At 38.7% G+C, this 16,560-nt stretch carries 14 protein-coding genes; 5 read left to right on the top strand and 9 right to left on the bottom strand.

The features are described from left to right. The first annotated feature begins 45 nt into the window (after positions 1–45). Genes EFT72_RS04760 through EFT72_RS04745 form a run of 4 tightly spaced genes read left to right on the top strand, consistent with a single transcriptional unit; the run spans position 46 to position 4,078 of the window. Positions 46–447, top strand: a complete 402-nt coding sequence (locus EFT72_RS04760; RefSeq protein WP_124065766.1) for an Rrf2 family transcriptional regulator — start codon at positions 46–48, stop codon at positions 445–447. Between the two features lie 54 nt (positions 448–501). Further along, the gene (gene cooS, locus EFT72_RS04755; RefSeq protein ID WP_124065765.1) at positions 502–2,385 is read left to right on the top strand and encodes an anaerobic carbon-monoxide dehydrogenase catalytic subunit; all 1,884 of its coding nucleotides are present in this window, start codon (positions 502–504) and stop codon (positions 2,383–2,385) included. 11 nt (positions 2,386–2,396) lie between these two features. Beyond that, positions 2,397–2,849 (top strand): 4Fe-4S dicluster domain-containing protein, encoded by a 453-nt coding sequence (locus tag EFT72_RS04750; protein WP_124065764.1) that lies wholly within the window; start codon positions 2,397–2,399, stop codon positions 2,847–2,849. Next, positions 2,846–4,078 (top strand): FAD-dependent oxidoreductase, encoded by a 1,233-nt coding sequence (locus EFT72_RS04745; protein WP_124065763.1) that lies wholly within the window; start codon positions 2,846–2,848, stop codon positions 4,076–4,078. Before EFT72_RS04750 ends, EFT72_RS04745 begins: the two co-directional genes overlap by 4 nt. Before the next feature lie 45 nt (positions 4,079–4,123). Here the strand turns inward: EFT72_RS04745 and EFT72_RS04740 are convergent, their stop codons facing one another. From EFT72_RS04740 to arcD, 9 genes are all read right to left on the bottom strand, one after another. Next, complete coding sequence (locus EFT72_RS04740) at positions 4,124–5,239, bottom strand: hypothetical protein (protein ID WP_124065762.1); 1,116 nt, start codon at positions 5,237–5,239, stop codon at positions 4,124–4,126. Between the two features lie 73 nt (positions 5,240–5,312). Then, the gene (locus EFT72_RS04735) at positions 5,313–6,080 is read right to left on the bottom strand and encodes a C39 family peptidase (RefSeq protein ID WP_164473081.1); all 768 of its coding nucleotides are present in this window, start codon (positions 6,078–6,080) and stop codon (positions 5,313–5,315) included. A 238-nt stretch (positions 6,081–6,318) separates the two neighbouring features. Beyond that, entirely contained in the window at positions 6,319–6,777 is a 459-nt protein-coding gene (locus tag EFT72_RS04730; RefSeq protein ID WP_164473080.1) for an arginine repressor, read from the bottom strand. A 29-nt stretch (positions 6,778–6,806) separates the two neighbouring features. Continuing rightward, the gene (locus EFT72_RS04725; RefSeq protein WP_164473079.1) at positions 6,807–8,051 is read right to left on the bottom strand and encodes a helix-turn-helix domain-containing protein; all 1,245 of its coding nucleotides are present in this window, start codon (positions 8,049–8,051) and stop codon (positions 6,807–6,809) included. Positions 8,052–8,147: 96 nt separating this feature from the next. Further along, positions 8,148–9,086, bottom strand: coding sequence for a carbamate kinase (gene arcC / locus EFT72_RS04720; RefSeq protein WP_124065758.1), 939 nt, complete (start codon positions 9,084–9,086; stop codon positions 8,148–8,150). Positions 9,087–9,100: 14 nt separating this feature from the next. Next, complete coding sequence (argF, locus tag EFT72_RS04715) at positions 9,101–10,093, bottom strand: ornithine carbamoyltransferase (RefSeq protein ID WP_124065757.1); 993 nt, start codon at positions 10,091–10,093, stop codon at positions 9,101–9,103. Continuing rightward, positions 10,093–11,349 carry an arginine deiminase gene (arcA, locus tag EFT72_RS04710; protein ID WP_124065756.1) on the bottom strand — a complete coding sequence of 419 codons (1,257 nt, stop codon included), beginning with the start codon at positions 11,347–11,349 and terminating at the stop codon, positions 10,093–10,095. The genes argF and arcA overlap by 1 nt, the downstream gene beginning before the upstream one ends. Positions 11,350–12,503: 1,154 nt before the next feature. Next, positions 12,504–13,466 carry a helix-turn-helix transcriptional regulator gene (locus EFT72_RS04700; protein WP_124065754.1) on the bottom strand — a complete coding sequence of 321 codons (963 nt, stop codon included), beginning with the start codon at positions 13,464–13,466 and terminating at the stop codon, positions 12,504–12,506. A gap of 168 nt (positions 13,467–13,634) precedes the next feature. Then, positions 13,635–15,056: an arginine-ornithine antiporter gene (arcD, locus tag EFT72_RS04695; protein WP_124065753.1), complete on the bottom strand. Its 1,422-nt coding sequence runs from the start codon at positions 15,054–15,056 to the stop codon at positions 13,635–13,637. Positions 15,057–15,418: 362 nt separating this feature from the next. On the opposite strand from arcD, the gene EFT72_RS04690 reads away from it, so the two are divergent. Next, positions 15,419–16,528, top strand: coding sequence for a hypothetical protein (locus tag EFT72_RS04690; protein WP_124065752.1), 1,110 nt, complete (start codon positions 15,419–15,421; stop codon positions 16,526–16,528). The last annotated feature ends 32 nt before the right edge of the window (positions 16,529–16,560 follow it).

Here is a 16,560-nt window from a genome sequence, read left to right as displayed (position 1 = left end):
ACCATTAAAGTCAAGTATGTTAATCTTATCACATGGAGGGATCACATGCTAATTACCAGAGAATGCGATTATGCAATACGAGTCATACGGGCACTGTCCGGCGGTGAAACCGTAAACATTCAGACAATTTGTGAGAAAGAAGATATTAATTCTCCTATTGCTTACAAAGTGGCAAGAAAACTGGAACAAGCCGGGCTATTGAAAAGCTATCGGGGAAGTGCCGGCGGCTATGCCTTAAATTGTGAACTGGAACAAACGACTCTATATGATATCTTAACCGTAGTCGATTCCAAGCTGCTTTTAATTGAATGTATGCAGCCCGGCTACGAATGTTCAGTCAACCAGCCAAAGCATCCCTGTTTTGCACACAAGGAATTTTTAAAGATTCAAATGAATCTGATCCAGGAGCTTAAAGATTGTTCTCTGGCAAAGCTTTTGCATGGATAATTTTTTATTTAAATCTATACTAATTTGGTACAGTATTAAAAAGGAGGAAGAACAATGAATCAATGTTATGGATGCAACACCTGCCAAAGTGCCGACAAACCTTTGGAAGACTTTATTATTTCTTTACCGATGGAGACGTCTCATCACCGGGTGGAGAAGCAGAAAACAAAATGCGGATTTGGACTCCAAGGGGTCTGCTGCCGGCTTTGTGCCAATGGGCCTTGCCGAATCACACCAGAATCTCCCCGTGGGATCTGTGGTGCGGATGGAGATACCATTGTTGCCCGAAACTTTTTAAGGGCAGTTGCGGCTGGAAGTGGCTGTTACATTCATATCGTTGAAAATACGGCTCTTAATTTAAAGAAGACAGCACAGATGAAAGGAGAATTAAAAGGGTTAAGCGCTCTCAATCATCTGGCCGACTTGTTTGGAATTGAGGAATCCGATGACTATAGAAAGGCTGAGAAAATAGCCGATGCTGTACTGGCGGATCTTTATAAACCGGAATACGTGGAGATGGAGCTGACACAAAAGGTTGCTTATGCCCCCCGTGTCAAACGCTGGAGAGAACTTGGTATTATGCCGGGCGGAGCCAAATCAGAAGTATTTAAGGGTGTGGTAAAATGCTCCACCAACTTAAACTCTGATCCTCTTGATATGCTGGTAGACTGTCTAAGACTTGGGGTTTCCACTGGTGTTTATGGACTGACTTTAACGAACCTTTTAAATGACGTATTATTGGGACAGCCACAGCTTCGCATGGCACCCGTGGGACTCCGTGTTATCAATCCGGACTACATAAACATTATGATCACCGGTCATCAGCATACTATTTTTGTTGATTTGCAGGAACGACTCATTTCCCCGGAAGCCATAGAAAAAGCTAAGGCAGTTGGAGCAAAGGGATTTAAATTAGTCGGTTGTACCTGCGTGGGACAGGATCTACAATTACGTGGGGCCCACTATACGGAAGTTTTTGACGGTCATGCGGGGAATAACTACACCAGTGAAGCCATTCTCGCTACAGGCGCCATTGATGCAGTCCTCTCTGAATTTAACTGTACCTTACCCGGAATTGAACCCATTTGTGATGCACTTAACATCAAACAGATCTGTCTTGACGACGTTGCGAAAAAATCAAATGCAGAACTGATGAAGTTTGATTTTGATCACCGGGAAGATCAAAGCAATGACATTATTGATAAGGTTATTAAATCCTATAAAGAACGCCGTAGTACGGTTCCTTTAAACCTTCTTCCTGACCATGGAAATAACAACACTCTGACGGGAGTCAGCGAAGGTTCCTTAAAGGAATTCTTAGGAGGGAGTTTTAAACCTCTCATCGACTTAATTGTCTCTGGTGACATCAAGGGAATTGCTGGAGTTGTGGGCTGTTCTAACTTAACTGCAGGGGGACATGACGTTCTGACCGTAGAATTAACCAAAGAATTGATCTCTAAGGATATCATTGTACTTACTGCTGGATGTTCCTCAGGTGGGCTTGAAAACTGTGGCCTTATGACACCGGAAGCAGCGGAATTAGCAGGACCCAAATTAAAGGCTGTATGTAAAAAGCTTGGAATTCCTCCGGTTCTTAATTTCGGCCCCTGTCTCGCGATTGGCCGTCTTGAAATCGTTGCTACGGAAATCGCAGCCGAACTTGGCGTTGATCTTCCACAACTCCCTCTCGTCCTTTCCGCAGCACAATGGCTGGAAGAACAGGCTCTGGCAGATGGATGCTTTGGCTTATCCTTAGGTCTTCCTCTTCATCTAGGTCTGCCTCCTTTTGTTACTGGCAGCAAGGTTGCTGTAAAAGTACTGACTGAAGGCATGAAGAGTTTGACCGGGGGACAGGTCATCATCAACTCTGATGCCAAAGAAAGTGCAGATATTCTGGAACAAATCATTTTGGAGAAACGGACTGGTCTTACTATATAGGAGGAGGGCATATGAAACGTATATTCATTGATGCAAGCAAATGCGACGGATGTAAGAATTGTTATGTCGCCTGTATGCAGGCACACAGAGAGGATATGGGAACCATATACGATCTGGATTTGGAAAATCCAGACAATGAATCTCGGAATCATATTGTGATTCAGGAAAACGGAAGCTATGCACCTATCTTCTGCCGCCACTGCGACCAGCCGGAATGTGTAATGTCCTGCATGAGCGGTGCCCTGACAAAAGATAAGGAATCCGGACACGTGTTTTACGACGAAAAAAAGTGTGGTTCCTGCTTTATGTGTGTGATGAACTGCCCTTATGGGGTGTTAAAAGCGGATACCACTACGAAAACCAAGGTGATCAAATGTGATTTTTGCTTTGACCATGACAGTGAACCAAGCTGTGTAAAAGCCTGTCCGACCAAAGCGATTTATGTGAAGGAGGTGGAGGGATGAAACATGTAATCATAGGTATGGGGGCCGCAGGAATTACGGCTGCAAAAACCATACGGGAATTACATCAAGAAGATCCGATCACAATCATTTCCATGGATGATCAGGTACATTCCCGTTGTATGCTTCACCGTTATATCAGCGGAGAACGAAAGGCTGAGGATCTTTCTTTTGTTCCAGAAGATTTCTTTGTAACCAATCGGATTGAGCTTTTGAAAGAGGAAGAAGTGGTACATATTAATGAGAACAAGCAAGAAGTGAGCTTAAAAAGCGGTAAATCTGTTTCTTATGATCGGCTTTTAATTGCCACTGGTTCAAACAGCTTCATCCCACCAATCGCCAACTTTAAAGATGCGAAAAACGTTTTTGGTCTCCGGCATCTAACGGATGCGGTTTTGATCAAAGACTATGCTTCTCGCTCAAAGCGGATTCTAATTCTTGGCTCAGGTCTAGTTGGAATGGATGCGGCTTATGGGTTTCTGGAAGAAAAGAAGCATGTGACTGTCGTAGAAATGGCGGATCGGATTCTCCCAAAACAGTTAGATGAAACCGCCAGTGGCGCATATCAGAAATTATTTGAACAGCACGGCTGTGTGTTTGAACTGGGGAAAAAAGCCGTCCTTACCACCATCAACGATTCCGATGAAATCACTTCCGTGGTTCTTGATGACGGAACGATCCTGGACTGTGATATGATTGTAGTCGCAGCCGGCGTAAAACCTGCCACCGCCTGTGCAGAAAATAGTGGAATTACTATCGATCGGTTTATTTTAGTAGATGATTCTTTAAAAACCTCCTGTGAAAACGTATATGCGGCAGGAGATGTAAACGGCATCGCTGCAATCTGGCCAAATGCCAGGAAACAGGGAATGACCGCTGCTTATAATATGTGTGGAATTCCCACAACATACGAGGATTCCTACGGAATGAAGAATACCATGAATTTTTATGGACTTACAACCCTTTCTCTTGGCGATGGAATTGTAGCCGAAGGAGATGAGGTTAAGATCTGCGAAGATTCCTGTCAATACAAAAAAGCAATCCTGCATGACGGATACTTAAAGAGTATTTTCATTCAGGGAGCACTGGACTATAGCGGAATCTATCAATACATTATTAAGAATCATATTTGTCTGGATTCCATCCATACAGACATTTTCCATCTTTCCTTTGCAGATTTTTACGGACTGGATGAAAAAGGACAGTATGAATATCAGCAAACTGGTTCCTGATTTAAGGGGGGGACTGCCCCCCTTTCTATCCACTATAGGTCATGGCTATTCTGTATCATATCTCTTCGGAATTAAATATATGTTTTCCGTGCTATCATCAGCTATTTCCGATGTCTTGACAATTAGAAGATCATTTTGGTTGGAAAGTACAACGCGAATCGTTGAAGAGTTGTTCTTCAAGTCATAATTTTGAATCTGTATCTCTGCTGACTGTGTATTGAATTTATAGATGTCGTTTGTATTTCTCTTATAAAAATATTCATAGGGAGAATCCGTGGAATTGTTAACAATGTACTCCATGTCATTTTCACATAAAAGCACATCAATGTCATCTTCTTTTCTCTCAAAAATAATCGTGTTGTTTGAATAATCGGTGAGACAAACAAAATCATGAAAAACAAAAAAAGATCCAATTTGATCCATGATTTCATAATCCTCAAAAAGATCCGTAATATTAACTTCACCAGTGAATGAAAAATCCTGATTGTATTTGGTTAAATAACAATTTAAGTGTGAATCCTTCCTATCTTTTTCAATGGCATATAAGCATTCATCATCGCTATCAATCGATACCATTTGACGAGGGACATTCCCAACTCCCAAAGATATCTGCTCTGTCGTTCCCTTGCTTCCAAGTTCTTCCACAAATGTCGTTAAAGTTCCCTCTTCGGAGACTTTCCCTTGCAAAGAGTAAAGTTTATTGTCCAACGTTATCAAAGGTATTAATTTTTTTGAATACGAATTTTTTGATACTGGACGCATTTTCTCTGTAGAAAAATCCATTGCATATAATATGTTTTCTAGTTCTGTTCCATCATAGGTACTTATATAAAAATAGAGCGTATCACCTACAAATGTATTACTTTTTCCCTTTAATGCAAAATTTGATATTGTAGATATTTTTTTGTTCTTTCCACTTTCAAAATTATATACATAGAAGTCAGATGTGGTTCCATCAATTTCCATATAGAAAAGTTTTTTTTCGTAAATATCAATATACGTTCTTAAACCAGATTTTTCAAAGGTGACTTGATCTGCCTGCACTTCATTTTGCAGTTCGCTATTTACACTTTCACGATTTGATTGGACCTGACATCCTGACAAAAGTGTTACACATAGAATCAGGAAAATCGTGATATTTTTTTTGATATACTTCGTCATTTATTTTCTCCATAGATAGAAAAAGGCGAGAGGGTCTATCCCCCCCTCCGCCTGTTTCAAATCATAAAAGTGATTAATACATAAGACCAATATTTACATTATTATAAGCATTATAAATAGTGGCAGCAGATTTTGTATAGGACCATGAAGAATCATTCACGCCAGAATCGGAATAACCAATCCATGGATCTCCTAAAACAAACTCTGATTTACTGCTATTTGCCCCGAATACAGACATAAAATGTCCACCGGAGGAATAAAGCCAGCCATCACTTGTGGAAAAAGTCAATCCAATAATCGGAGGCACATTGTTGCTAATACCCGTGTATAATTGATTCCTCATATTGCTTGAGCTCTGATTATATTTTGTAACATAACGATTCTTAGACTGCTTACTATTGATATAATTTTTCAAGTCAACAAGAAAAGAACCGTTTGTTGTTGTTTTGCATCCCCAAGCAATCTGAGATTGATCGGGTGCATAACCATTCAAGTAATTTAATGCAGCCTGTACAGAAGCCGGACCACAATTGTAGCTGGTAATCTGATTATATACCAAATAATTAGGAAGATACTTCCAAGTAGCAGTTTGAGGTGCACGATACCCCTTTGCCCTCATAGCCGGTTTAAACTCTGATACATCGTCGGATTTTGCCGGTAACGCACCAACCGGAGTTGAACTTGAATCCTTACTCTGGCTTAAAGTCCGGCTATCTACTTGAACGGAAACAGTTCCTGATTTTAAAATATCTTTAACGGAATTTGTCTCGCTTGCAAACACTGCATTGTTTGCTGAAATCAACATAGCTAAAGTTAATGTTACTACAACTAATTTTTTCATACTAATCTCCATCCCTTCGTTGACGCGTTTAACTAAATTTCGAATCATGGTTTGCGTCTTCTCCCACGTTCTTGATGTTACAAAAAAGATTTTTCCCTCCTTCCCTTTTGTACTTTTGTAATCGTTTTCAACATATACTATATTTAGACAAATTTCAACCTAAGTGCCAAAATTATACACATTAGGTGCCAAAATTTGCATAACTAGTTTTACTTAAATGGAAATAAATGAAATGAAATTAGAACATAAGAAACTGCTTTACTAGATAATCCGCCTGCCCATCTCTTGCGATTACGAAAATCACATCATTTCCGGCAATTGTTCCAACAATCTCACTCCACTTAAGCTCATCAATAATCGCACAGACGGAAGAAGCCATACCGGGATCGCAGGTGATGACTATGATATTACCAGTGACCTTAAACTCTTTCACTACTACGGAAAATAAAACAAACAACTTGTTTGATATCTGGTGTTTGGGAACAACGTTTCTTTTCTTATATCCTTCCCCGTCTACACCTTTCATTAAGTTCATCTCCCAGATATCTCTAGATATGGTTGCCTGTGTTACCTCGATTCCCCTTAGACCTAAACGTTCCCTAAACATTCGCTGGGTTGTGATTGTATCATGTTCCACCAGGTCAAGAATCTCTTTTTGACGTTCTTTTTTCCCTAAGTCTTTTTCTGAATGATTCATAATCCCCACCATCTGTCGTTACTTAATATTCAGTTGATAATCCGGGCATGTGCCATCCGAAACTCATTTGGCAGCATATGCCTGAATTGAATAAAATTTCTTCGAAATGTTTTCACCGTATTATACCCTGCCTCAAAGGCAATATCCGTGATAGACCGATCGGTATTGAGAAGCATTTCACAGGTATAATCGATTCGCAGCTTGTTTAAATAATCAAAAAAATTCATTTCCACTTGAATTATCAGATGTTTATTCATCTCTTCAATGGAAATATGAAACCGCTCTGCAGTATCAAATGTATGGATTTCCTCCCGAAAGTTTTTTGTAATATATTCAACCAGCTGATAAGCCAGCTTTTTTTCTTCTATATTTGCTATACGAAGGACTTTCTGGTACGTCTTTTTATAGTCGCTGATCTTATTTTCCATTCGAAAAGAAAACACTTTAGAAATATGTGCTGCATCCACATATCCCAGGATTGCTGCCATTTCATCTAACGTAAAATCTGTATATAACAGATAATGAATGGTTTTCATGATCCGCATTTCATTCACCAGCTCATGAAAAGCAAGTCCTGTTTTTTGAAAAATGTAGATTCTGACCGAGCTCTTGCTCAAATAAAACTGTTTTGATATCTTCTCCAATGTCATTTTTTCACTTAGATGCATGTATATGTAGCGCAGGATTAACATTCTACTGTCATATGGATCTGACTTTATACAGACATCATCTTTTTGTGCATCAAGTGCACGGCAGAATGATATGATCAGTGAGGTAATTTGCATGATGATATTCATCTCATGATAAGACTTCCGTTCCCGAAAATCCATGACTGATTCCACACCCACCTCCTCCCGAATGCTGTGGAACAAATTTTCCACAGTCTGCTTTATGTCTCCCTTAAGATATGCGTAGGAAGACTCTTCTAGTTTCTTCAAAGGAGATAGCGAATCCTTCATGCTTTTTGAGGATTTTAAAATATCTGTTACCACATCATAGTTATATTTTATAATTTCATAACGAATCGGCTCCTTAACTTCTACCAGCTGGGTGCATTCCCAAGGCAATATGGAAACCAATACCCCAGCCTTTAATTCATACTCATTCCTGTCTATCGTAATTTTACCTTTTCCTTCTTTTACCAAAAGAAACCGTGGGCTTTTATGGTATATTGGAACTGTTTTTTCTGTAATTGTCTCATAATCAAATGTACATATTTTTATTATATCAATTTTTGAGCAAAACTGTGTTTGCAGTTCTATATATTCCTTCATCTCATCAGATCCTTCCAGACTTATGTGTAACATTCACGTATTGAAAGATACCCCATTTTACCAATGGTCAAATAAAATGGGATAGTAATCTATAAATTATTTACTGACAACTCTTGTTCCTGATTTTCCGGCCAGTGCTTCCCCAGCTTTTTCCAGAGAACATATGATTGATACACCCTGGCTATTCTTTTCAATGAATTTCATGGCTGCTTTAACCTTGGGAAGCATACTTCCGGCAGCAAACTGACCTTCCTTCACGTAATGTTCTGCTTCTTTTAGTGTAACCTGTAAAAGATCTATCTGATCCGGCCTGCCAAAATTGATAGATACCCGGTCCACCGCTGTCAGAATGACAAATGCGTCTGCATCTACTAATTCTGCCAGCTTCTCTGCTGCCAGATCTTTATCAATAACAGCAGATATGCCATGATAAGATCCATCGTCTTCCCTGATTACCGGGATCCCACCCCCGCCACCGGCGATTACAACGTGGTTGGCATTTAATAATGTATTTAAAGAGACCGTTTCATATATACTGACTGGCTGGGGGGACGGAACGACCCTTCGATAGCCACGCCCGGAATCTTCCACGTATTTCTGGCCGGTTAAAGCCATAAGACGTTTCGCTTCCGCTTCCTGATAATAACCGCCAATGGGTTTTGTGGGATTTTCAAAGGCTGGATCCGCCTTATCAACCATTACCTGTGTCAGCATTGTAATAACAGCCACTTCTTTCCTATCATTCTTAATGAGCGCCTGATCAATTGCCTGCTGTAAATGATAACCAATATATCCCTGACTCATTGCGGTACATTCCGGAAGGTGCATATCCGGTACAATTCCACTCTCATGTCCTCTCTCAAAAGCCAGACTGATCATCCCGACCTGAGGACCATTTCCATGGCATACGACCACTTGGTATCCTGCTTTTATAATATCAACAACTGTATTTGCTGTAATTCTTACACGCTCCAGCTGTTCCTCCGATGTATTACCCAGCGCATTCCCGCCAAGTGCAATTACAATTCTTTTCATCGTGACCAGCCTTTCTAACAAAGAGAAGCATACATAACAGCTTTAATCGTATGCATACGGTTTTCCGCTTCGTCAAACACTCTCGAATATTTAGACTCGAAAACCTCATCCGTAACTTCCATCTCGGCCAACCCAAATTTCTGATAAATATCCTCTCCAGTGGTTGTACTTCTATCATGAAAGGATGGAAGGCAATGCATAAAGATGGTTTGTTTGCCCGTATTCTCCATTATTTTTTTGTTTACCTGATATGTACTTAACAATTTGATGCGTGTTTCCCATACTTCTTCTGGTTCTCCCATGGACACCCAGATATCGGTATAAATAACATCTGCCCCTTGCGTTCCTTCCTTCACATCTTCGGTTAATGTAACAGTACATTCAGTTTCTTTTGCGATTTTTCTGCATTCGGCAACCAAATCTTCCTCTGGCCATAATTCTCTGGGCGCACATGCCACGAAGTTAAGTCCCATCTTTGCACAAGCTACCATTAAAGAATTGCCCATATTGTTTCTGGCATCACCCATAAAAGTAAAATTAAGACCCTTTAAACAACCAAAGTTTTCTTCGATTGTCAGGAGATCTGCCAGCATCTGCGTTGGGTGAAACTGATCTGTCAGGCCATTCCAAACCGGTACGTTTGAATGCTCTGATAGCTGGGCAACCAACTCCTGACTATATCCACGATACTCAATTCCATCATACATTCTTCCAAGGACTCTTGCGGTATCCTCGATGCTTTCTTTTTTCCCCATCTGCGAGCTTCCTGGGTCAAGATAGGTAACTCCCATGCCTAAATCATGACCTGCCACTTCAAAAGAACACCGAGTTCTTGTAGAAGTTTTCTCAAACAATAAAACAATATTTTTACCCTCCAGATATTTATGAGGTGTTCTGGTTCTTTTTAAGTTCTTAAAATTCTTTGAAAGATCAATTAAGTAACGGATTTCATCTGATGTGAAATCCAATAATTTTAAAAAACTGCGTCCTCTTAAGTTTACTGCCATTATTTTATTCCTTTCGTTTCGTAGTTTACCGGTTCACGATCCAGAGGCATACTCATGCAGCGTGGACCTCCTCTGCCACGGGACAATTCTGCACTTGGTATTTCAATGACATTTAGTCCATGTTGTTTCAATAATTCGTTCGTGTTTGTATTACGTTCATACGTGATGATGGTTCCTGGCGAAATACATAATGTATTTGATCCATCATTCCACTGTTCTCTTTCGCCTGCTATGATATCATCACCGCCGCACTTGATTAATTCTACCCGGTCAATACCAAGGCTTTGTTCAAGAATCGTCTCAAGATCTGATTTTAATACCTCTACCTTGACTTCATCCTTGTTTATGCCTCTTAAAATCTTATAAACACGAAGCGGCCCAAGAATACCAGGATGAACCGTAAACTTATCATAGTCAATCTGTGTAAATACGGTGTCTAAATGCATGAATGCCCGGCTGTTTGGAATTTCAAATCCAAGAATTGTCTCAATGGTACTGTTTTCATTGTCAAAGATGTTCTTTGCCAGCAGCTCAAGTGCATCCGCCTCCGTCCTCTGGGAAATCCCAACCGCCAATACCTTATCGTTGATATTTAATATATCACCGCCCTCAATATGAAAAGCATTGTAACGATCATAATACTTATCTACCTTATTCTTGAAATCCGGGTGGTATTTAAAAATATACTCTCCATAAATGGTCTCCCTGTTTCTCGTGACAGAATACATCCGGTTAAGACTTACGCCCTCTCCGATACACGCAAACGGATCACGTGTAAAATAAAGGTTAGGCATGGGGTCAACCACCAGCTTGGAAGGCTCACTCATAATATCTACCAGCGAACCATTTTTATTATAATTAAGCTCCTTTAATACAATTCCTTCCATAGATTTTAAGACAAGCGCTTTGCTGTCATCCTTATACTGCATCATATAATCGTAAATTTTCTTCTTATAAAGTCCGGTACCAATACCAGCTTCATCCACCCACTGATGAATGAAGTTATCTCTGATCTCATCACTGATATTTAATACCTCTGCCATAATATCTTCCAGATACAACACTTCCACACCATTATTTTCTAATGTTTCAGCAAATGCATCATGTTCCTGCTGTGCAACCTCTAAAAAAGGAATATCATCAAAGAGAAGCCGCTCTAATGTATCCGGTGTCAAATTTAATAACTCCTTTCCAGGTCTGTGCAGCAAGACCCTTTTTAAGCAGCCAATTTCACTTTTTACATGTATACCCTGCATATCCAAGTCCTCCTTCTGTTTTTTCATTGGTAAAACCTATAATGTATCGTAAATCCTCCCTTCTGTCCTCCACAGGCTACCATGAAAAATCCAGGTTTGGAATAAACTTTAAGCACTAATTTATGCACATTTTTGCATTTTAGACAAAACCAAACCCCAAACTTTGTGCATAATACACAATCATCCTTGACATTTCAATTCTCCTTTGATATACTGAAAAAAAAGCTTAAGATAAAAGGTAAAATGAATATATTACACTATCTCTATAACAATTTAATTGTAATTTTATACTCTGGTACATGCCTTTTGGAATTCAGTAATTATTTGAAAAAACCAAATAAAAAGGCGGTTTATTTAAGCGTATTATTTTTTTGTCTATTATTGAACCAGTTGATAATATCAATGACTGAATTTATACCCCGATTCTCCCGGATCTATGATGCTTTCTATCTGAATATGCCGGTATTTAGTACGGTTGTCTTCCTACTGACTGCACTCTGTCTTTTGAATCTTTTCTTATTGATGAAACCGGATAAAAAAGCAGCCGGAACTGAATCTGTTATACTTTCTGTACTCTGTCTGCTGTTGCTTCTTATCCCGACCTTAAAAAACAGTCTTACAAACCGTTTTTTCTATACAGCTGTTTACCTTCTCTATCTACTTTATAGAGGAGTCTTATTTTATTTCTATTTACACAAAAAAAGCCTTGTGCAACCACATGGCTCTTATTGTCGTGTATCTAATATTTTTTCCTATTTATTCATTCTTTTTCCCATACTTGGACTGATCGAAAGCTTTATAGAGATATTCTATTTCAATTCCAAGACGAATCCGATTTCCCACCGCCTTATATCTCTAGATTTTTTATTTGGCATCTCCGCTGTATTTCGCATTTGCACTTACCTGCATAAAGAAGCAGCTTCACTGACGTGTGAAGCTGCAACAGATTCTTTCAAAATTTATGCCTTCTGTAATACATACGCGTTAACGAAAAGAGAACAGACCATTCTGACAGAGCTTCTAAGACAGAAAACCCATCAACAGATCAGTGATAAACTGCTCATCTCTTCCTTTACCGTGAAGACCCATGTACATAATATATGTCAAAAAACAGCAGTAAAATCCAAACATGAGCTGTGTGCCCTATATGAAAATTATAAAGAAAATTCCTTTTCAGAAGAATGAAATTCGCGATATTTTTGAATCAGCTCGGAACGATTTTTAGATTCCGTTTTTTCGTAAATACCATGAGCATGAAATTTTACTGTTCCAACCGAAAGTCCCAGCAAATCGCCCATTTCTTGATAGGTTTTATCCTTTAGTAACAAAAAAAGCACATCACACTGACGGCTGCTTAACCCATATGCTCCGACAAACCGGTCCTCCGGCATTGCTGCCACCCGCTTTTTACTCAGAGATTCTTTTTTATTAATCAACCTGAGTAATCCATACCGGACTGCATAAACAGCTATAATGACAAAAAATATATCTTCACTGAAGTTATGCTCCATAAATAGTTTCATACCAAGTGTATTAATGACATACTGAAAGTGAAAAATAACAAATGTATCTTCTACAAAAATCAAAACAGCAAAGATGCCGGCAATGATAAATACGAGCCGGTATTTCTTTATTCTCATTTTATACTCTGCTTCCCTGCTTACCTTATAAGAAACAAAGTAATATAATGCAAATCCGGCCAGATAAATCTGCCTGACCGTATAAAAAAACCAATGCTGCATGACTGAAGCATTTAAATCACCGACATAAACCGTGACACAGATCAAAGGCAGCAATGCTGCTACATGCATTCCCCCGAACTTCTTCTCCAACAATTCTGTCGTTAGGCATAAATACAATGTGCTTATGGCAATGCCGCAGATAACTTTAATACCAAAATAGGTCAAAACATTATATGCGCCTTCAAAAAATGGTAGTTCAGAAAGAAATTCAGACATTACAATCAGCAAAGAATTCACGCAGTAAAAAAACATAAGCATGCTGATCCTAAGCTCACGTATCTGCTTTGTCTTAATATAAGACGCTGCGTTCACCGTACATGCACAGACAAAAACTATGATTAAACCCATATCATAAATAAAATTAATTGTTCTCATTGAACCCTCTCATCTTTCGTGTCGTCAACCGGTCCTAAGATTCATCCCTATCCGTAAATCGAGAATACCATTCCTATTAAACATCTGTCAATCAGGCTTTTCGATACAGTACTAGCGAACGATGGAAAACAACATCCAATTATCTGGATGTCGTTTTCGTAACAATGATCAAATTGCTATCCTTCCTGTTGCTAGCATAAACACAGATAGCGCGGCACCTGCAAAGATTAGTGCGATTGCAAGCTTTTCTTTGGCTGAGAATACTTTTAAAATTCCGATTTCTTTCCTTGCTTTTATGTAAAAGAGAATACCTATAATATAAACAAGCATGCACATTAGGAAATATCCGATACCGGATGCCCAGATCGCCCAGGCATAAAAAACAGTTCCGACAATCCCGATGATCAGCTGCTTTATTTCTCCCTTTTCCGTTCGGCGCTGATAGGATAGTTTGATCTGATATACGCAAATCAAAATCCAGGTTACAAAGATTGCAGCTGTACATAATGAGTAAGCAAAATTATATGCTTTGTCTGTAAACAACAATGTGAATAGAAAGACCTGTGAAAGAACCGTCATGAATACAAGGGAAAATGTGGGTACATTCTTATCATTCACTTCCCCAAATTTTTGTGGCAGCAGATTCTGCATGGCCATCAGACGTGTCGTTTCAACAGGGAGCATGGTCCAGGATAACCAGCATCCGGTAACAGAAATTATCATCGCAATATTGATAAAAGCGGCACCCCATGGCCCTACAAGATAGGAAAGCAGATATGCCATTGCCGGCTGCTTTAATTGGCAGATTTCCGCTCGGTCCATGAGACCATATGGGAGTAAAGAAAGCAGCAGATAGATACACAAAAGCCCGACTAACCCTAATACAGTCGCTTTCCCGGCTGTGGATTTCGTTTTTGCGCGGTCCGACATCATGGCAGCACCTTCAATCCCAACAAACACCCACATAAGAACCATCATACTGGATTTTACCTGAGTCAGCACCTCGATCAATGAAAAATTTCCGGAGACAGTTCCCCAGAAATCGGCGGTAAACATATCCGCTTTAAAAAAAATAATTGCTGCTATTGTAAAAAATGCAAGCGGTACTAGTTTGCAGACTGTAATAACTGTATTGAGAACCGCTGCACTTTCAATCCCTTTGTTTACAACAAAGCACATCATCCATAAGATCACGCTTGCAATCATAATAGAGAGCAGATTGCTCCCATTGCCTAATGCCGGCACAAAATAGCTGAGCGCACTCATCATAATCGTTGCAAAAGCTATATTACCAAGCCATGCGGATAACCAATATCCCCAACCGCTTAAGAATCCGCCAAAAGGTCCAAATGTTTCTGTGGCATAACTGAAAATCCCACTTAATTCGGGACGTTTATGAATGATATTAGTAAGGGCCAAACACAGCATTAGCACCCCCGTCCCCGTAATGATCCATGCTACAATCGCTGCTCCGGGGCTTGTCCCTACCGCCATATCCGATGCGATACCAAATATACCACTTCCAATGGAAGAACTGATAACTAACGCAGTTAAAGCCAGCAATCCCAGTTTTTTAGCTTCCTTCTCCATGAAAAACCTCCTCGTTCGTTTATACTTTCATGGTATCGGAATTTGAGAGAAGATGACTGACATAAAGCGGCTGATTTCTTGCAATAAAACTTCTGTTTTTATTGATTTACACCCAACAGATCTCGCAATTATGGCTAAAACATGCCGATTGGAATCATTATTTCATTACGAATTTACAATAAATTTCCAGTTTTTTTTCCTTTTCAAACAATAATATGCGGTGCAAAACATCGGTTATTAAATTATAGTAAGTCATCTTAGTTTAATCCTATATAAAAAATATGACATATTATTTTATCTATGTTAGAATAAAAAGGCAGATGATTTACGATTAATATAATAAAAATAGAGAGGTGTTATAAATGAAAAAGAGAATTTATTTCCTGTGTTTTTTTATGCTATTTTTAACTGCATGTACTCATACTGTAGATATGGAAAATAATACGACTGAATCGGAAAAAGAAGTAACCTCTTCGGAACATGCAGAAACAGAAGATTCATCAAATGATGATTTCATAGATTTGGATACTGATATAAAGCTTGACTTTACCAAAGATTCCAAAACTTCTAGTCTAACGTTTACTTTAGGTATGAGCTATGATGATGTAAAGAAGTCACTGGCTTCTGTAGGAGAGAACATAGATAAGGATTCATATAGTGATTATACTATCATTGATAAAAAGGAAATCTGGCCTGAGTTGAAAACAGAAGAGGACTATTATAAAAAAGCCTCCTTAGAAATATTTATAATCAATGAAAACATGAAGTATACATTTATTTTTATTTCAAATAATAATTCCAACATTCTAACCTGTATACTTTGTTATAATTCTAATATAGAAACTAATAATCATATTAGGTGTGGAGATAGTTTAAAAAATCTACTTGATATATATGGTAATAACTATTCATTTTATAATACTGGAAAATATATTATTTACGAATATAAAAGCAACAATGGTTACCTTAAATTTTTTATTGATCCCAAAACATATCTTATCTCTTTATGGGGAATGGATTTACACTCTTTTAAAGATGGTATAGATGAAAATAAAGAATACGATCGTATTTTCTCTGGTGTAATTAGCAATACGGAAAGTCCACTGAGTTTACAACAGAATTCGCAAACTGCTGATGAATATAAAGAAGATTCTAATGATGGAGAATCGAGTTCTTCAGAACAATCCGGAAGCAATGAAACTGAAAGCAATTCCTCTGCTATAACTCAAGAAGAAGCATTAGATATCGTTAAAAATGAACTAGAACCACGTTTTAGAGAAGGTGACTACATCATTTTTGACAATTGCCAATCAAAAGAGGGGAACAATTACTATGTATTCCAGTATTATAATAAAAGCGGAACACTGGCATGGTTTTATGTAAATCAGTCAGATGGTTCCTGTTATGTCCTTGATGTAATGGCGAGAGAGAATGACTTAATTGAGTATCACTCAGGAGATATATATTGGTAAAAAATTTTTTACTTAGTATTTTGCAACATTTA

The sequence above is a fragment of the Clostridium sp. E02 genome (assembly GCF_003833015.1).
In the GTDB taxonomy this organism is placed as follows: domain Bacteria; phylum Bacillota; class Clostridia; order Lachnospirales; family Lachnospiraceae; genus Lacrimispora.
Note: the sequence above shows the minus strand (reverse complement) of the source record. Positions and strands in the feature narration are given on the sequence as shown.